The 14,844-nt window shown below is 43.8% G+C and carries 9 protein-coding genes and 6 pseudogenes; 6 read left to right on the top strand and 9 right to left on the bottom strand.

Annotation, left to right across the window (positions count from 1 at the left end; genetic code table 11):
* Positions 1-16 precede the first annotated feature (16 nt).
* Both GOL65_RS21945 and trhP (GOL65_RS21940) read left to right on the top strand, forming a co-directional pair.
* Complete coding sequence (locus tag GOL65_RS21945; protein WP_179038561.1) at positions 17-856, top strand: hypothetical protein; 840 nt, start codon at positions 17-19, stop codon at positions 854-856.
* A 136-nt stretch (positions 857-992) separates the two neighbouring features.
* Positions 993-2,356: pseudogene (trhP, locus tag GOL65_RS21940) on the top strand (prephenate-dependent tRNA uridine(34) hydroxylase TrhP).
* A gap of 238 nt (positions 2,357-2,594) precedes the next feature.
* On the opposite strand, the pseudogene GOL65_RS21935 reads toward trhP (GOL65_RS21940), so the two are convergent.
* Positions 2,595-2,938 (bottom strand): annotated as a pseudogene (locus GOL65_RS21935) (antibiotic biosynthesis monooxygenase family protein).
* A 129-nt stretch (positions 2,939-3,067) separates the two neighbouring features.
* On the opposite strand from GOL65_RS21935, the pseudogene yegS (GOL65_RS21930) reads away from it, so the two are divergent.
* Positions 3,068-3,966 (top strand): annotated as a pseudogene (gene yegS, locus GOL65_RS21930) (lipid kinase YegS).
* A 54-nt stretch (positions 3,967-4,020) separates the two neighbouring features.
* Here the strand turns inward: yegS (GOL65_RS21930) and fadR (GOL65_RS21925) are convergent.
* Positions 4,021-4,736: pseudogene (gene fadR, locus GOL65_RS21925) on the bottom strand (fatty acid metabolism transcriptional regulator FadR).
* A 300-nt stretch (positions 4,737-5,036) separates the two neighbouring features.
* On the opposite strand from fadR (GOL65_RS21925), the gene dsbB (GOL65_RS21920) reads away from it, so the two are divergent.
* A complete protein-coding gene (gene dsbB, locus GOL65_RS21920; RefSeq protein WP_179038560.1) occupies positions 5,037-5,582 on the top strand; it encodes a disulfide bond formation protein DsbB in 546 nt (181 codons plus the stop codon).
* 67 nt (positions 5,583-5,649) lie between these two features.
* Here dsbB (GOL65_RS21920) and dsbB (GOL65_RS21915) read toward each other — a convergent pair whose 3' ends face one another.
* Positions 5,650-6,189, bottom strand: coding sequence for a disulfide bond formation protein DsbB (gene dsbB, locus GOL65_RS21915; RefSeq protein ID WP_140918529.1), 540 nt, complete (start codon positions 6,187-6,189; stop codon positions 5,650-5,652).
* Positions 6,190-6,489: 300 nt separating this feature from the next.
* Here dsbB (GOL65_RS21915) and fadR (GOL65_RS21910) point away from each other — a divergent pair, with 300 nt between their 5' ends.
* The gene (gene fadR, locus GOL65_RS21910) at positions 6,490-7,206 is read left to right on the top strand and encodes a fatty acid metabolism transcriptional regulator FadR (protein ID WP_140918530.1); all 717 of its coding nucleotides are present in this window, start codon (positions 6,490-6,492) and stop codon (positions 7,204-7,206) included.
* A 54-nt stretch (positions 7,207-7,260) separates the two neighbouring features.
* Here the strand turns inward: fadR (GOL65_RS21910) and yegS (GOL65_RS21905) are convergent.
* Positions 7,261-8,158, bottom strand: a pseudogene (gene yegS, locus GOL65_RS21905) (lipid kinase YegS).
* A 129-nt stretch (positions 8,159-8,287) separates the two neighbouring features.
* On the opposite strand from yegS (GOL65_RS21905), the gene GOL65_RS21900 reads away from it, so the two are divergent.
* Positions 8,288-8,632, top strand: a complete 345-nt coding sequence (locus tag GOL65_RS21900) for an antibiotic biosynthesis monooxygenase family protein (protein WP_140918532.1) — start codon at positions 8,288-8,290, stop codon at positions 8,630-8,632.
* Positions 8,633-8,869: 237 nt separating this feature from the next.
* Here the strand turns inward: GOL65_RS21900 and trhP (GOL65_RS21895) are convergent, their stop codons facing one another.
* The 5 genes and pseudogenes from trhP (GOL65_RS21895) to mdtD all read right to left on the bottom strand — a co-directional run bounded on the left by trhP (GOL65_RS21895) (position 8,870) and on the right by mdtD (position 14,826).
* Entirely contained in the window at positions 8,870-10,234 is a 1,365-nt protein-coding gene (gene trhP, locus GOL65_RS21895) for a prephenate-dependent tRNA uridine(34) hydroxylase TrhP (RefSeq protein ID WP_140918533.1), read from the bottom strand.
* A gap of 137 nt (positions 10,235-10,371) precedes the next feature.
* Positions 10,372-11,211 carry a hypothetical protein gene (locus GOL65_RS21890; RefSeq protein WP_140918534.1) on the bottom strand — a complete coding sequence of 280 codons (840 nt, stop codon included), beginning with the start codon at positions 11,209-11,211 and terminating at the stop codon, positions 10,372-10,374.
* A gap of 63 nt (positions 11,212-11,274) precedes the next feature.
* Positions 11,275-11,982 (bottom strand): envelope stress response regulator BaeR, encoded by a 708-nt coding sequence (gene baeR / locus GOL65_RS21885; protein WP_140918535.1) that lies wholly within the window; start codon positions 11,980-11,982, stop codon positions 11,275-11,277.
* Between the two features lie 2 nt (positions 11,983-11,984).
* Positions 11,985-13,386 (bottom strand): annotated as a pseudogene (baeS, locus tag GOL65_RS21880) (envelope stress sensor histidine kinase BaeS).
* Between the two features lie 15 nt (positions 13,387-13,401).
* A complete protein-coding gene (mdtD, locus tag GOL65_RS21875) occupies positions 13,402-14,826 on the bottom strand; it encodes a multidrug transporter subunit MdtD (RefSeq protein ID WP_140918536.1) in 1,425 nt (474 codons plus the stop codon).
* Between the last annotated feature and the right edge of the window lie 18 nt (positions 14,827-14,844).

The raw sequence follows: 14,844 nt of genomic DNA, 5'->3' as shown, positions 1-14,844 counted from the left end.
AGGAGTTGTCAGGTTAATGAGTTTAGTTATTAAAAGTTCCCCTTTGGTTCTGGTTATTCCAGCTTTGCTAGCTTCCGTAGCCCATGCAGATACCCCGGGAAGCTGCCCGATAAACAAAGATATTATTGTTAATAATCATCTGGCGCTGTTAAGCATGCCTGAGTTTAATCACGCCCGTGTAGTGGAAACCGTCACTGAAAGCGACAACACGCGTTCTGCCTTTTACTATAAATTTAATTACGATCGCTGTGGCCAGTTAACCGATATGTATGCTCAAATGACCCGCAATGAACTGCGCTTTCGTATTGATTCCAGCTACGATATTAGTAAAATTCAGCAGGGCTGGAGAAATAGTTACAATGTCACTCTTTTTGGTATGAATAAGCTGTTTTATGCCCGGGAAGGCGCAATTGATTATCAGACGGATGATAAAGGACTGATTGTTAGCTCAACGGATAATTACATTTCTGGTAGCGATGAGAAAAAAGCAGAAACTGGCGTTACCGACGGTATCTATAAAACTGATGACAAATTTCGTATGGCCTACAGCCTGTTAAGCGGCAGTGATGAGTCGGTAAATGGTGAATATCGTTTCTTCTATCAACCGGACAATAAACCTTTCGCCTTAATCAGCCCAACTATGAATATCAGTTATCTGTATGACCAGCAGCAACGCGCCAGTGGAATGATAGAAATTACCGTATCCCCCTACTATCTTGGCAGTAAACAAACCGACTGTCTGGAATGGAATGATCGCAACGACTGTACCAAATCTATCAGTAAGGAACTGGAGCTGTTTCCGACCTATGTCGTCGATCGAAACTACTGTTTGCGGTCGACTTACACTTATTGGTGATAAACAAACGGTATAAGTGGATATTCCTGCGTTGCCATTCCCCTCAACCAGGTCTACATTCCGGCCCTGGGATTTTCCCAAAGCTGTACCCTTAGGGTGCGGCTCTGACTTGTGATCAGACTAAGAGACCAACAACATGTTTAAACCGGAATTACTTTCTCCGGCCGGTACGCTTAAAAATATGCGTTACGCCTTTGCTTATGGCGCAGATGCAGTTTATGCCGGTCAGCCTCGTTACAGCCTGCGGTACGTAACAACGAATTCAATCATCAGAATCTGGCTTTAGGTATTAATGAAGCCCATGCCCTTGGCAAAAGTTTTATGTGGTGGTTAATATCGCTCCTCATAACTCCAAGCTAAAAACCTTTATTCGCGATCTGGCCCCCGTGGTAGAAATGGGACCAGATGCATTGATCATGTCCGATCCTGGCCTGATTATGATGGTACGTGAAGCATTTCCTGATATTGATATTCACCTTTCGGTACAGGCCAACGCTGTCAACTGGGCGACGGTAAAATTCTGGAAACAGATGGGGCTAACCCGCGTTATCCTTTCCCGCGAACTGTCGCTGGAAGAAATTGAAGAAATTCGCCAGCAGGTACCCGATATTGAACTGGAAACCTTTGTGCATGGCGCTTTATGCATGGCTTACTCTGGCCGTTGTCTGCTCTCTGGCTATATAAATAAACGCGATCCTAATCAGGGTACCTGTACTAACGCTTGTCGCTGGGAATACAAAGTAGAAGAAGGCAAAGAAGATGACACAGGTAACATTGTGCATATTCATGAGCCAATCCCGGTAAAAAAACGTTGAGCCTACATTAGGTGCCGGAGCCCCTACCGATAAAGTATTTATGATTGAAGAAGCACTGCGTCCGGGCGAGTATATGAGTGCCTTTGAAGACGAACACGGCACTTATATTATGAACTCTAAAGATCTGCGTGCTGTTCAACATGTTGAGCGTTTAACCCAGTTAGGCGTTCATTCATTAAAAATTGAAGGTCGCACCAAATCGTTCTACTACTGCGCGCGTACTGCTCAGGTTTATCGCCGGGCTATTGATGATGCAGTTGCAGGTAAACCATTTGATGAGTCGCTGATGACAACACTGGAGTCATTGGCCCATCGGGGATATACCGAAGGTTTCCTGCGTCGCCATGTACACGATGAGCATCAAAATTATGATTACGGCTACTCTATTTCTGACAGTCAGCAATTTGTTGGTGAGTTTACCGGTGAACGACGTAATAGTTTAGCCGCTGTTGATGTAAAAAATAAATTTTCTGTTGGTGATAGTGTGGAGATGATGACCCCTCAGGGCAACATCCATTTCACTATTGAATCAATGGAAACCAGCAAAGGCCAACCTACCGAAGTAGCCCCGGGTAACGGGCACGTGGTTTATTTGCCGGTTCCGGATGATGTTAATCTGGAATATGCTTTGTTGATGCGTAATTTAGCGGGAAACAACAACACCAGAAATCCGCATAGTGCATAAAAATGATTTTTTTCCACTGGCGGTGATAAAAATCACACGCTTTAATTCAAATTATTAGAAATGGATCACATCTATTAGCAAATAAAAGGACTACTATCTCAGTCCTAAAGATTAATAACTAGTTGTGTTCCTATTATCTCTTTAATAGAAACCACCTCCTTACCAGTCCAATCTCCCTTGGGCTGGTTTCTTTTTTTTAGCGTCTCTCAAAATTCTTTTGTCTCTCTTTTCGACTGATTTAGCCATGCATAATGCGGCTATCATTGGGTGCCTGTTCCCTGTCAGTCATACCATAATCGCGAATAATTCCGGCAATCTTGAGCCGATAATCATTAAAAATCATCGCCCGGCCTTTAGCCTGTGCCTGCCGATGCAATTCTAATTGCCGCCACTGCAGAACAGCTTCTTCATCACGCCAAAATGAAAGTGATAAAATCTTGCCCGGTTCAGACAGACTTTCAAAACGCTCAATAGAAATAAAACCATCCATTTCTACCAGTAAAGGTTTTAGTTCTGCTGCCAAATCCAGATAAGCTTGTTTATGCCCTGTTTTATCTGCACTTCAAAAATTACCGCAATCATGATTTTCTTCCTTATATTTATCAGGCAACAAATTATTTTAATGTAAACAATTGGTAAAAATATTATCACTCGTAATTGAATCGTTATACTGTTTTTATATTCTCTTATTTTTCACTTTCAGGAGGTGTAATGGCTATATCACCCAATGCTTTTATTATCTTAAACGGTAAAGGAGCCAATACACCCGAGGTTCGGGACGCGATAAAAAAACTCAGGGAACAAGGATACCAACTCGAAGTCAGGGTCACCTGGGAATACGGTGATGCTGGTCGTTACGTTACCGAGGCGCAACGACAACACGCTGAACTGGTTATTGCCGGAGGTGGTGATGGAACCATTAATGAGGTTGCGGCAGCAATCGTACAGTTGAACAGTCATTCCAGACCGCAATGGGGATCTTACCACTAGGAACCGCCAACGATTTTGCTACCGCCTGTCAAATTCCGGAACAACCTTATCAGGCTTTAATTCTGGCCCTGAACGGTAACCCGGTTGCTATTGATATGGTGAAGGTAAACCAGCAGCACTATTTCATTAATATGGCTACCGGCGGTTTTGGTACCAAAATCACTACTGAAACACCGGATAAACTTAAGGCAGCATTAGGTGGTTTTTCTTACCTGCTGCACGGCATTACTCAGGCTAACACGTTAAAACCCGACAATTGCACGATTACAGCAGATAACTTTCACTGGTCAGGGGAAGCACTGGTGATAGGCATCGGTAATGGCAAGCAGGCTGGAGGCGGTCATCCCCTGTGTCCTGATGCTAAAATTAACGATGGACAGTTGCAACTGGCTATTCTGATGGCAGATGAATCGTTGCCTGCCCTGCTCTCCAGCTTAATCAACGGCAAAGACAGTGAGCATATTATTGAGAAATCCTTAAATAGTCTGACCCTTACTTCCAGCCATGAGATGATCCTTAATCTTGATGGAGAGCCATTAAAAGGCAATCAATTTCAAATTGAAGTGGTACCTGCTGCTATTCGATGCCAGCTCCCCTCAAATTGCCCTCTGTTAATTTGAGCTCAATAATAAGGGGCGCTTATTGCGCCCCTTATTACATCTTTCGAATACCGATTAATTTGCTTCAGCCAAATCCTTTGGCATGTTGCTTTGCATCTTATGCCAGATAATACCACTGGCTTTACCGTACTGGCGTACGCATTCCATCACCTGATCGTGTAGTCTGTCGCGGCATAAGTCAGAAAGACGTTGATAGAAGTTCAGGGCTAACTGGCGCGCTTCTGGATTAGAAAAATAATAGCGACCAACGCGGATATATAGCCCTTTGATACCGTTAAGAATCAGACCATAGATCGGATTACCTGAGGCAAATGCTAAACCGCGGAAAATATTATAATCCAACTCGGTAAATAGCTCCGGACGCTCTTCAAAACCATTATCCTGAGCTAAAACTTCCAGCGCCTTTTCCGGATTTTGACGAACCGCAGCCCGAATAAAGATAGCAGCGATATTGGTTCTGACGGCCAGAAGGTTATCAATTAACTGAGGAACGCTATCGTGATCTAAACGTACCAGCGTTTCCAGCAGACTCAAGCTGGAAGTTTCCCAGAAGTTTTTACTTTAGTTGGCTTACCGTGCTGAATTGTCAGCCAGCCATCTCGGGCTAAACGCTGCAATACCTCACGCAATGTGGTACGAGTTACGCCAATAAGTTCGGAGAGTTCACGTTCTGCGGGCAGAATGGTACCAGGGGGAAACCTGTTGTTCCAAATGCTCTCAATTAAATACTCTTCCGCAAATCCTGCCGGACTCTGCGCTTTGATCACCATAAAAGTGCTATTCCATTAAGGTACAAAAATTAAAACGATTTGTTGCATCATACCAGAAGGCCATAGCCGGATATAGCATCTCAAAATATCAAATAGAGTAAACTGTGGTTTAGATTACAAAAACAGGCTAATTTCAGTGTAAAAAATTACTTATTCATTCTAAATCAGCCATGCAGGAAAAAATCCTTGGCTTACAAAGAAAATCTTAACCATAATGTCATTTGAAAGATGGCATAGAAATAAAACTAGTTTAAACTACCGCTATCGGCGATCGCTCATACATATTAAAGTGAATTAATCATGTTATGTTATTTAAATAGCTGTTCTAAAGGAAGAGGTGCCTGGTTTCTTCTGGCTCTGATTGTTATTGTACTTGAGTTAATTGCCCTCTATTTCCAACACGTAATGTTACTGAGACCTTGTGTGCTCTGCATTTACGAACGTTGCGCTCTGTTTGGTATTTTAGGCGCAGCCTTGATTGGTATGTTGGCACCTTCCTCTACGCTGATACGTTTTCTGGCTATCATTGTATGGCTATACAGCACTATCGAAGGCCTATTGTTGACATGGAAACACACCATGATTCAGCTTTACCCTTCCCCGGCAAACACCTGTGATATTTTTGTTAACTTTCCAACCTGGCTACCGCTGGATAAATGGTTACCAGCGTTATTTGTAGCTAACGGTGATTGCAGTGAAAAACAGTGGTCATTCCTTTCATTAGAAATGCCACAATGGTTATTGATTATTTTCGCTATTAATTTAGTTATTGTTGCTTTGGTTATTATTGCTCAGTTTGTTAACCAAAGAGACGTTTTTTCTATAACAATCCACTCTGATATATAAATCAGAAGATCAATGTTCAAAAGCGCCATAATGGCGCTTTTTGAACATTGATCTTCTGATTTATATATCAGAGTGGATTGTTATAGAAAAAACGTCTCTTTGGTTTAACAAACTGAGCAATAATAACCAAAGCAACAATAACTAAATTAATAGCGAAAATAATCAATAACCATTGTGGCATTTCTAATGAAAGGAATGACCACTGTTTTTCACTGCAATCACCGTTAGCTACAAATAACGCTGGTAACCATTTATCCAGCGGTAGCCAGGTTGGAAAGTTAACAAAAATATCACAGGTGTTTGCCGGGGAAGGGTAAAGCTGAATCATGGTGTGTTTCCATGTCAACAATAGGCCTTCGATAGTGCTGTATAGCCATACAATGATAGCCAGAAAACGTATCAGCGTAGAGGAAGGTGCCAACATACCAATCAAGGCTGCGCCTAAAATACCAAACAGAGCGCAACGTTCGTAAATGCAGAGCACACAAGGTCTCAGTAACATTACGTGTTGGAAATAGAGGGCAATTAACTCAAGTACAATAACAATCAGAGCCAGAAGAAACCAGGCACCTCTTCCTTTAGAACAGCTATTTAAATAACATAACATGATTAATTCACTTTAATATGTATGAGCGATCGCCGATAGCGGTAGTTTAAACTAGTTTTATTTCTATGCCATCTTTCAAATGACATTATGGTTAAGATTTTCTTTGTAAGCCAAGGATTTTTTCCTGCATGGCTGATTTAGAATGAATAAGTAATTTTTTACACTGAAATTAGCCTGTTTTTGTAATCTAAACCACAGTTTACTCTATTTGATATTTTGAGATGCTATATCCGGCTATGGCCTTCTGGTATGATGCAACAAATCGTTTTAATTTTTGTACCTTAATGGAATAGCACTTTTATGGTGATCAAAGCGCAGAGTCCGGCAGGATTTGCGGAAGAGTATTTAATTGAGAGCATTTGGAACAACAGGTTTCCCCCTGGTACCATTCTGCCCGCAGAACGTGAACTCTCCGAACTTATTGGCGTAACTCGTACCACATTGCGTGAGGTATTGCAGCGTTTAGCCCGAGATGGCTGGCTGACAATTCAGCACGGTAAGCCAACTAAAGTAAATAACTTCTGGGAAACTTCCAGCTTGAGTCTGCTGGAAACGCTGGTACGTTTAGATCACGATAGCGTTCCTCAGTTAATTGATAACCTTCTGGCCGTCAGAACCAATATCGCTGCTATCTTTATTCGGGCTGCGGTTCGTCAAAATCCGGAAAAGGCGCTGGAAGTTTTAGCTCAGGATAATGGTTTTGAAGAGCGTCCGGAGCTATTTACCGAGTTGGATTATAATATTTTCCGCGGTTTAGCATTTGCCTCAGGTAATCCGATCTATGGTCTGATTCTTAACGGTATCAAAGGGCTATATATCCGCGTTGGTCGCTATTATTTTTCTAATCCAGAAGCGCGCCAGTTAGCCCTGAACTTCTATCAACGTCTTTCTGACTTATGCCGCGACAGACTACACGATCAGGTGATGGAATGCGTACGCCAGTACGGTAAAGCCAGTGGTATTATCTGGCATAAGATGCAAAGCAACATGCCAAAGGATTTGGCTGAAGCAAATTAATCGGTATTCGAAAGATGTAATAAGGGGCGCAATAAGCGCCCCTTATTATTGAGCTCAAATTAACAGAGGGCAATTTGAGGGGCTGGCATCGAATAGCAGCAGGTACCACTTCAATTTGAAATTGATTGCCTTTTAATGGCTCTCCATCAAGATTAAGGATCATCTCATGGCTGGAAGTAAGGGTCAGACTATTTAAGGATTTCTCAATAATATGCTCACTGTCTTTGCCGTTGATTAAGCTGGAGAGCAGGGCAGGCAACGATTCATCTGCCATCAGAATAGCCAGTTGCAACTGTCCATCGTTAATTTTAGCATCAGGACACAGGGGATGACCGCCTCCAGCCTGCTTGCCATTACCGATGCCTATCACCAGTGCTTCCCCTGACCAGTGAAAGTTATCTGCTGTAATCGTGCAATTGTCGGGTTTTAACGTGTTAGCCTGAGTAATGCCGTGCAGCAGGTAAGAAAAACCACCTAATGCTGCCTTAAGTTTATCCGGTGTTTCAGTAGTGATTTTGGTACCAAAACCGCCGGTAGCCATATTAATGAAATAGTGCTGCTGGTTTACCTTCACCATATCAATAGCAACCGGGTTACCGTTCAGGGCCAGAATTAAAGCCTGATAAGGTTGTTCCGGAATTTGACAGGCGGTAGCAAAATCGTTGGCGGTTCCTAGTGGTAAGATCCCCATTGCGGGTCTGGAATGACTGTTCAACTGTACGATTGCTGCCGCAACCTCATTAATGGTTCCATCACCACCTCCGGCAATAACCAGTTCAGCGTGTTGTCGTTGCGCCTCGGTAACGTAACGACCAGCATCACCGTATTCCCAGGTGACCCTGACTTCGAGTTGGTATCCTTGTTCCCTGAGTTTTTTTATCGCGTCCCGAACCTCGGGTGTATTGGCTCCTTTACCGTTTAAGATAATAAAAGCATTGGGTGATATAGCCATTACACCTCCTGAAAGTGAAAAATAAGAGAATATAAAAACAGTATAACGATTCAATTACGAGTGATAATATTTTTACCAATTGTTTACATTAAAATAATTTGTTGCCTGATAAATATAAGGAAGAAAATCATGATTGCGGTAATTTTTGAAGTGCAGATAAAACAGGGGCATAAACAAGCTTATCTGGATTTGGCAGCAGAACTAAAACCTTTACTGGTAGAAATGGATGGTTTTATTTCTATTGAGCGTTTTGAAAGTCTGTCTGAACCGGGCAAGATTTTATCACTTTCATTTTGGCGTGATGAAGAAGCTGTTCTGCAGTGGCGGCAATTAGAATTGCATCGGCAGGCACAGGCTAAAGGCCGGGCGATGATTTTTAATGATTATCGGCTCAAGATTGCCGGAATTATTCGCGATTATGGTATGACTGACAGGGAACAGGCACCCAATGATAGCCGCATTATGCATGGCTAAATCAGTCGAAAAGAGAGACAAAAGAATTTTGAGAGACGCTAAAAAAAGAAACCAGCCCAAGGGAGATTGGACTGGTAAGGAGGTGGTTTCTATTAAAGAGATAATAGGAACACAACTAGTTATTAATCTTTAGGACTGAGATAGTAGTCCTTTTATTTGCTAATAGATGTGATCCATTTCTAATAATTTGAATTAAAGCGTGTGATTTTTATCACCGCCAGTGGAAAAAAATCATTTTTATGCACTATGCGGATTTCTGGTGTTGTTGTTTCCCGCTAAATTACGCATCAACAAAGCATATTCCAGATTAACATCATCCGGAACCGGCAAATAAACCACGTGCCCGTTACCCGGGGCTACTTCGGTAGGTTGGCCTTTGCTGGTTTCCATTGATTCAATAGTGAAATGGATGTTGCCCTGAGGGGTCATCATCTCCACACTATCACCAACAGAAAATTTATTTTTTACATCAACAGCGGCTAAACTATTACGTCGTTCACCGGTAAACTCACCAACAAATTGCTGACTGTCAGAAATAGAGTAGCCGTAATCATAATTTTGATGCTCATCGTGTACATGGCGACGCAGGAAACCTTCGGTATATCCCCGATGGGCCAATGACTCCAGTGTTGTCATCAGCGACTCATCAAATGGTTTACCTGCAACTGCATCATCAATAGCCCGGCGATAAACCTGAGCAGTACGCGCGCAGTAGTAGAACGATTTGGTGCGACCTTCAATTTTTAATGAATGAACGCCTAACTGGGTTAAACGCTCAACATGTTGAACAGCACGCAGATCTTTAGAGTTCATAATATAAGTGCCGTGTTCGTCTTCAAAGGCACTCATATACTCGCCCGGACGCAGTGCTTCTTCAATCATAAATACTTTATCGGTAGGGGCTCCGGCACCTAATGTAGGCTCAACGTTTTTTACCGGGATTGGCTCATGAATATGCACAATGTTACCTGTGTCATCTTCTTTGCCTTCTTCTACTTTGTATTCCCAGCGACAAGCGTTAGTACAGGTACCCTGATTAGGATCGCGTTTATTTATATAGCCAGAGAGCAGACAACGGCCAGAGTAAGCCATGCATAAAGCGCCATGCACAAAGGTTTCCAGTTCAATATCGGGTACCTGCTGGCGAATTTCTTCAATTTCTTCCAGCGACAGTTCGCGGGAAAGGATAACGCGGGTTAGCCCCATCTGTTTCCAGAATTTTACCGTCGCCCAGTTGACAGCGTTGGCCTGTACCGAAAGGTGAATATCAATATCAGGAAATGCTTCACGTACCATCATAATCAGGCCAGGATCGGACATGATCAATGCATCTGGTCCCATTTCTACCACGGGGGCCAGATCGCGAATAAAGGTTTTTAGCTTGGAGTTATGAGGAGCGATATTAACCACCACATAAAACTTTTTGCCAAGGGCATGGGCTTCATTAATACCTAAAGCCAGATTCTGATGATTGAATTCGTTGTTACGTACCCGCAGGCTGTAACGAGGCTGACCGGCATAAACTGCATCTGCGCCATAAGCAAAGGCGTAACGCATATTTTTAAGCGTACCGGCCGGAGAAAGTAATTCCGGTTTAAACATGTTGTTGGTCTCTTAGTCTGATCACAAGTCAGAGCCGCACCCTAAGGGTACAGCTTTGGGAAAATCCCAGGGCCGGAATTGTAGACCTGGTTGAGGGGAATGGCAACGCAGGAATATCCACTTATACCGTTTGTTTATCACCAATAAGTGTAAGTCGACCGCAACACAGTAGTTCGATCGACGACATAGGTCGGAAACAGCTCCAGTTCCTTACTGATAGATTTGGTACAGTCGTTGCGATCATTCCATTCCAGACAGTCGGTTTGTTTACTGCCAAGATAGTAGGGGGATACGGTAATTTCTATCATTCCACTGGCGCGTTGCTGCTGGTCATACAGATAACTGATATTCATAGTTGGGCTGATTAAGGCGAAAGGTTTATTGTCCGGTTGATAGAAGAAACGATATTCACCATTTACCGACTCATCACTGCCGCTTAACAGGCTGTAGGCCATACGAAATTTGTCATCAGTTTTATAGATACCGTCGGTAACGCCAGTTTCTGCTTTTTTCTCATCGCTACCAGAAATGTAATTATCCGTTGAGCTAACAATCAGTCCTTTATCATCCGTCTGATAATCAATTGCGCCTTCCCGGGCATAAAACAGCTTATTCATACCAAAAAGAGTGACATTGTAACTATTTCTCCAGCCCTGCTGAATTTTACTAATATCGTAGCTGGAATCAATACGAAAGCGCAGTTCATTGCGGGTCATTTGAGCATACATATCGGTTAACTGGCCACAGCGATCGTAATTAAATTTATAGTAAAAGGCAGAACGCGTGTTGTCGCTTTCAGTGACGGTTTCCACTACACGGGCGTGATTAAACTCAGGCATGCTTAACAGCGCCAGATGATTATTAACAATAATATCTTTGTTTATCGGGCAGCTTCCCGGGGTATCTGCATGGGCTACGGAAGCTAGCAAAGCTGGAATAACCAGAACCAAAGGGGAACTTTTAATAACTAAACTCATTAACCTGACAACTCCTGTTGTGTTATTCCATTTCTGCTTAGAAAGGTATAAATACCTGTTTTGTTACTCTTCCCAACGGTAGCCTAATCCATATACCGAACGAATAAAGACTTTTTCTGGCGCTAAGGTTTCCAGTTTACGGCGTAAATTCTTGATATGACTGTCTACAGTACGATCGGTTACTACACGATAATCATCGTAAAGATTATCTAACAGCGATTCCCGCGTCAGTACCTGGCCTGAATGGGATGACAGAGTTTTAAGCAACCGAAACTCAGCGGCGGTTAAATCAAGGCTGGTATTGTTATAACGAACCTGAAACTGTGATTCGTCTAATTGCAGTCCCAGCTCCGGCGAAGGTAGCTCTCTGGCGGGCAGATAACAGCGCCTTAAAATGGTTTTAACCCGAGCCACTACTTCTCGTGGGCTATAGGGCTTACAGATATAATCATCAGCGCCAATTTCCAGTCCGGACAGGCGGTCTATCTCTTCGGTTTTTGCTGTTACCATGACTACCGGAACATCAGAAAACGTACGGATCTCCCGGCACAGTGTAATGCCATCAACACCCGGCAGCATCAAGTCTAACAGGATCAGCGAAGGCGGGTATTGTTTCACCCAACTAATCACTTTCTGACCCTGAGTAATTAAATGTGTGCGATATCCGGCCGCCTGAAGATAATAAATTAATAACTGACCCAGTTTAGGCTCATCTTCTACAATCAATACTGGCGGCAAGTCATTACCGGTCAATAGGGTACTTTCTGTCATAGTTATGAGGATACCGTTTCTGTTACCAGCGGCAAGAGTAACTTAATTTCCAGCCCGCCTAAAGCAGAATGGCTGGCGCTAATTTCTCCGCCGTGAGCATCAACAATATTCCAGCAGATGGACAGGCCGGGTCCGGAGCCGCCGCTGGCCCGGTTACGTGAAACTTCAGTACGATAAAAACGCTCGAAAATCTGACTCAGTTGCTCGTCGGTAACGCCGGGGGCAGAATCCTGCCAGTGTAATAGTATTGATTGTTTGGTTACTGTTGCGGAAATATGTAGCTGTCCCTGAGTATTGTCACTACTGGCATCAGTATAGCGCAGGCTGTTCTCTAATAAATTGTGAAATAGTTGCGATAAACGATCCGGATCGCCAAACACGATTGCGTTTGGCGGTAGTTCTGTTTCGATAGCTAATCCTTTATGACTGAAGCGGCTGTGATAGGCAGCAATCGCCTGTTCCAGTAAGGCTATCAGATTGAGATCGCTCTTCTTATAGGTTAGTGCCCCTAAATCGGATAATGAAAGCTGATGCAAATCATTAACTAATTTAGTCAAAGATCGCACTTCAGCCTGGAGTGAATGTAATGAAGTCGGCGTTAACTGGCGTACGCCGTCTTCCAGTGCCTCCAGTTCTCCCTGCAATACCGCTAATGGTGTACGCAGCTCATGAGAAACATCGGCAATAAATGCCCGTCGCATACGTTCGTTTTTTTCCAGAGTATTGGCCAGTTGGTTAAAGTCATTGGCCAAAATTCCCAACTCATCTTTACTGGTAATTGGAACCCGGGCAGAAAAGTCTCCGGCTGCCAACTGATGAGTACCGGTCACAAGGCGTTTTACTCGTGATAACAGGCTGCGGGAAACCAGCAGTGTAGTGACGGCAGCTAACAGGGTCGAAAGGGCAATCAGCATCCAACTGGTGCGATTCTGTTGTTTAGCAAAGTTGATGTCGGCACTGCGGGTAAGTTTTTCGCTGGGCATGCCGACAATCCAACCGATGGTTTTCCCATCCAGCGTAATGGCTTTACGGGTCGCATGACGTGGAACCGGATGAGAAGATCCTGCCAGCATATGGTTCTCGGTATCAAAGATCCAGAAAGGAACGCGCCATCCCTGAGGTGGTAGTGCCTGTTCGTCACTTTCATCATCATTTTGTTCTACCGCTCGTAGAAACTGATAGATGATTTTTTCATTGCGTTGAAGGAATTGCCAGTTGCCTTCATGGCGATAACGTTCGGCCAGAGCATTGCCCAATAAACTTAAGCGCTGCTCATTACTGGAGCGAATATAGTCGGTAAAACCACGTTAAACTCAGGCGAACTCCCCAGTGCATGGTAATCAGCACCAGCATGCAGGTGGCTAAAATAGCAAAGAACAGTTTTCCGGTGATCCCCATTTTCATTAGATTTGATTTCCGCTAGTTATCGGATTTATCCCGGTTTTTACCGGAGCCCAGCAAGACGTTTTTGGCACTGTCTTTGGGAACTCGGGCAAAAATCGCCGTTGGGATTAACATAATTAAACCAATGCACAGATAGGTATATAAGAACGCCTGTTGAACCTCAGGGCTACCAACTGCCACATGATGCATTGAGAAGACCCCCAGTAAAATCCCGGCGGTACTGACACCCAGGCTCATGGATAATTGCATAACCATCGACAGCAAACTGTTGCCGCTGCTGGCAAACTCATCGGGCAGATCTTTGAGCGTCAGGGTGTTCATAGTGGAAAAACGCACGGCATTAGTCACACCGAGCATAAATAGCAGGAATGGAATGACGATATACCATCCCAACATGCCTGCAATCGGAATCATTAACGTAATGGCCGGTAAGGCTAAGGTCGCAATACTCAGAACACCCCGATAACCATAGCGATTAACAATTTGTACCACCAGACGCTTAATACTCATACTGCCGATGATCATGGGAATCATCATTAAACCAGCATGAAATGGGGAAAAGCCTAAGCCGATTTGTAAATATAGCGGTGTCATAAAAGGCAACATTCCGCTGCCGATACGGGCGAATAAACTGCCGGTTAGTCCCAGAGAGAAGGTAGGGATTTTAAACATGGCTAAATTGAACAGCGGTGCTGTTGCCCGACGAGCATGCAACCAGTAAAGTCCAAGTGCGGCAACGCCACTGGTACACAACAATAGAATAGTTGCCGGTGCCAACCCTAAACCAGAATGACCATCCAGAGAAAGGGTAATAGTAGCCATACCAATGGCTAATAGAATAAAGCCAACCACATCAAAGGGGCGTGGCGGCATCTTGTAGTTAGGCATAATCATCAGCGTTGCCAGTACACCAATAATACCAACCGGAATATTAATCAGAAAAATCCAGTGCCAACTGGCGTACTCTACCAGAAAACCACCCAACGCAGGCCCCATTAATGGCCCTACCTGACCGGGTAAGGTAACAAAGGTCATAGCTGCCATATACTGTTCACGAGGAACAATTTTCATTACGGTTAACCGACCAACGGGCACCATCATGGCACCACCAATTCCTTGAATTACTCTGGCACGAACCAACTCCTGTAAGCTTTCTGACTGGGCACAAAGCAGGGAGCCTAAAGTAAAAAGCACAATGGCTGACAGAAATACGGGCTTAACGCCGATGCGATCGGCTAACCAGCCGCTGGCGGGTAGCCCTACGGCAACCGTCAGAATATAGGCAACGATTACTGATTGCATCTGTAGCGGACTTTCATTCAGACTAACAGCCATAGAGGGTAAGGCAGTATTTAAAATAGTGGTGTCCAGTGACTGCATAAAGAAACCCAGAGCCACAATCCACAGTTGCCAACGCACATTAGCAGTACTATTTTTCATTTGGTGTTGGCTCCTCCG

The organism is Limnobaculum xujianqingii, assembly GCF_013394855.1.
Taxonomy (GTDB): Bacteria; Pseudomonadota; Gammaproteobacteria; order Enterobacterales; family Enterobacteriaceae; genus Limnobaculum; species Limnobaculum xujianqingii.
This window is presented reverse-complemented; position numbering and strand designations above follow the sequence as displayed.

What these genes read in the sequence shown, in the direction of transcription:
- fadR (WP_140918530.1), top strand. Translation starts at nt 6,490, where the DNA reads ATGGTGATCAAAGCGCAGAGTCCGGCAGGATTTGCGGAAGAGTATTTA.
- trhP (WP_140918533.1), bottom strand. Translation starts at nt 10,234, where the DNA reads ATGTTTAAACCGGAATTACTTTCTCCGGCCGGTACGCTTAAAAATATG.
- dsbB (WP_140918529.1), bottom strand. Translation starts at nt 6,189, where the DNA reads ATGTTATGTTATTTAAATAGCTGTTCTAAAGGAAGAGGTGCCTGGTTT.
- mdtD (WP_140918536.1), bottom strand. Translation starts at nt 14,826, where the DNA reads ATGAAAAATAGTACTGCTAATGTGCGTTGGCAACTGTGGATTGTGGCT.
- baeR (WP_140918535.1), bottom strand. Translation starts at nt 11,982, where the DNA reads ATGACAGAAAGTACCCTATTGACCGGTAATGACTTGCCGCCAGTATTG.
- dsbB (WP_179038560.1), top strand. Translation starts at nt 5,037, where the DNA reads ATGTTATGTTATTTAAATAGCTGTTCTAAAGGAAGAGGTGCCTGGTTT.
- GOL65_RS21890 (WP_140918534.1), bottom strand. Translation starts at nt 11,211, where the DNA reads ATGAGTTTAGTTATTAAAAGTTCCCCTTTGGTTCTGGTTATTCCAGCT.
- GOL65_RS21900 (WP_140918532.1), top strand. Translation starts at nt 8,288, where the DNA reads ATGATTGCGGTAATTTTTGAAGTGCAGATAAAACAGGGGCATAAACAA.
- GOL65_RS21945 (WP_179038561.1), top strand. Translation starts at nt 17, where the DNA reads ATGAGTTTAGTTATTAAAAGTTCCCCTTTGGTTCTGGTTATTCCAGCT.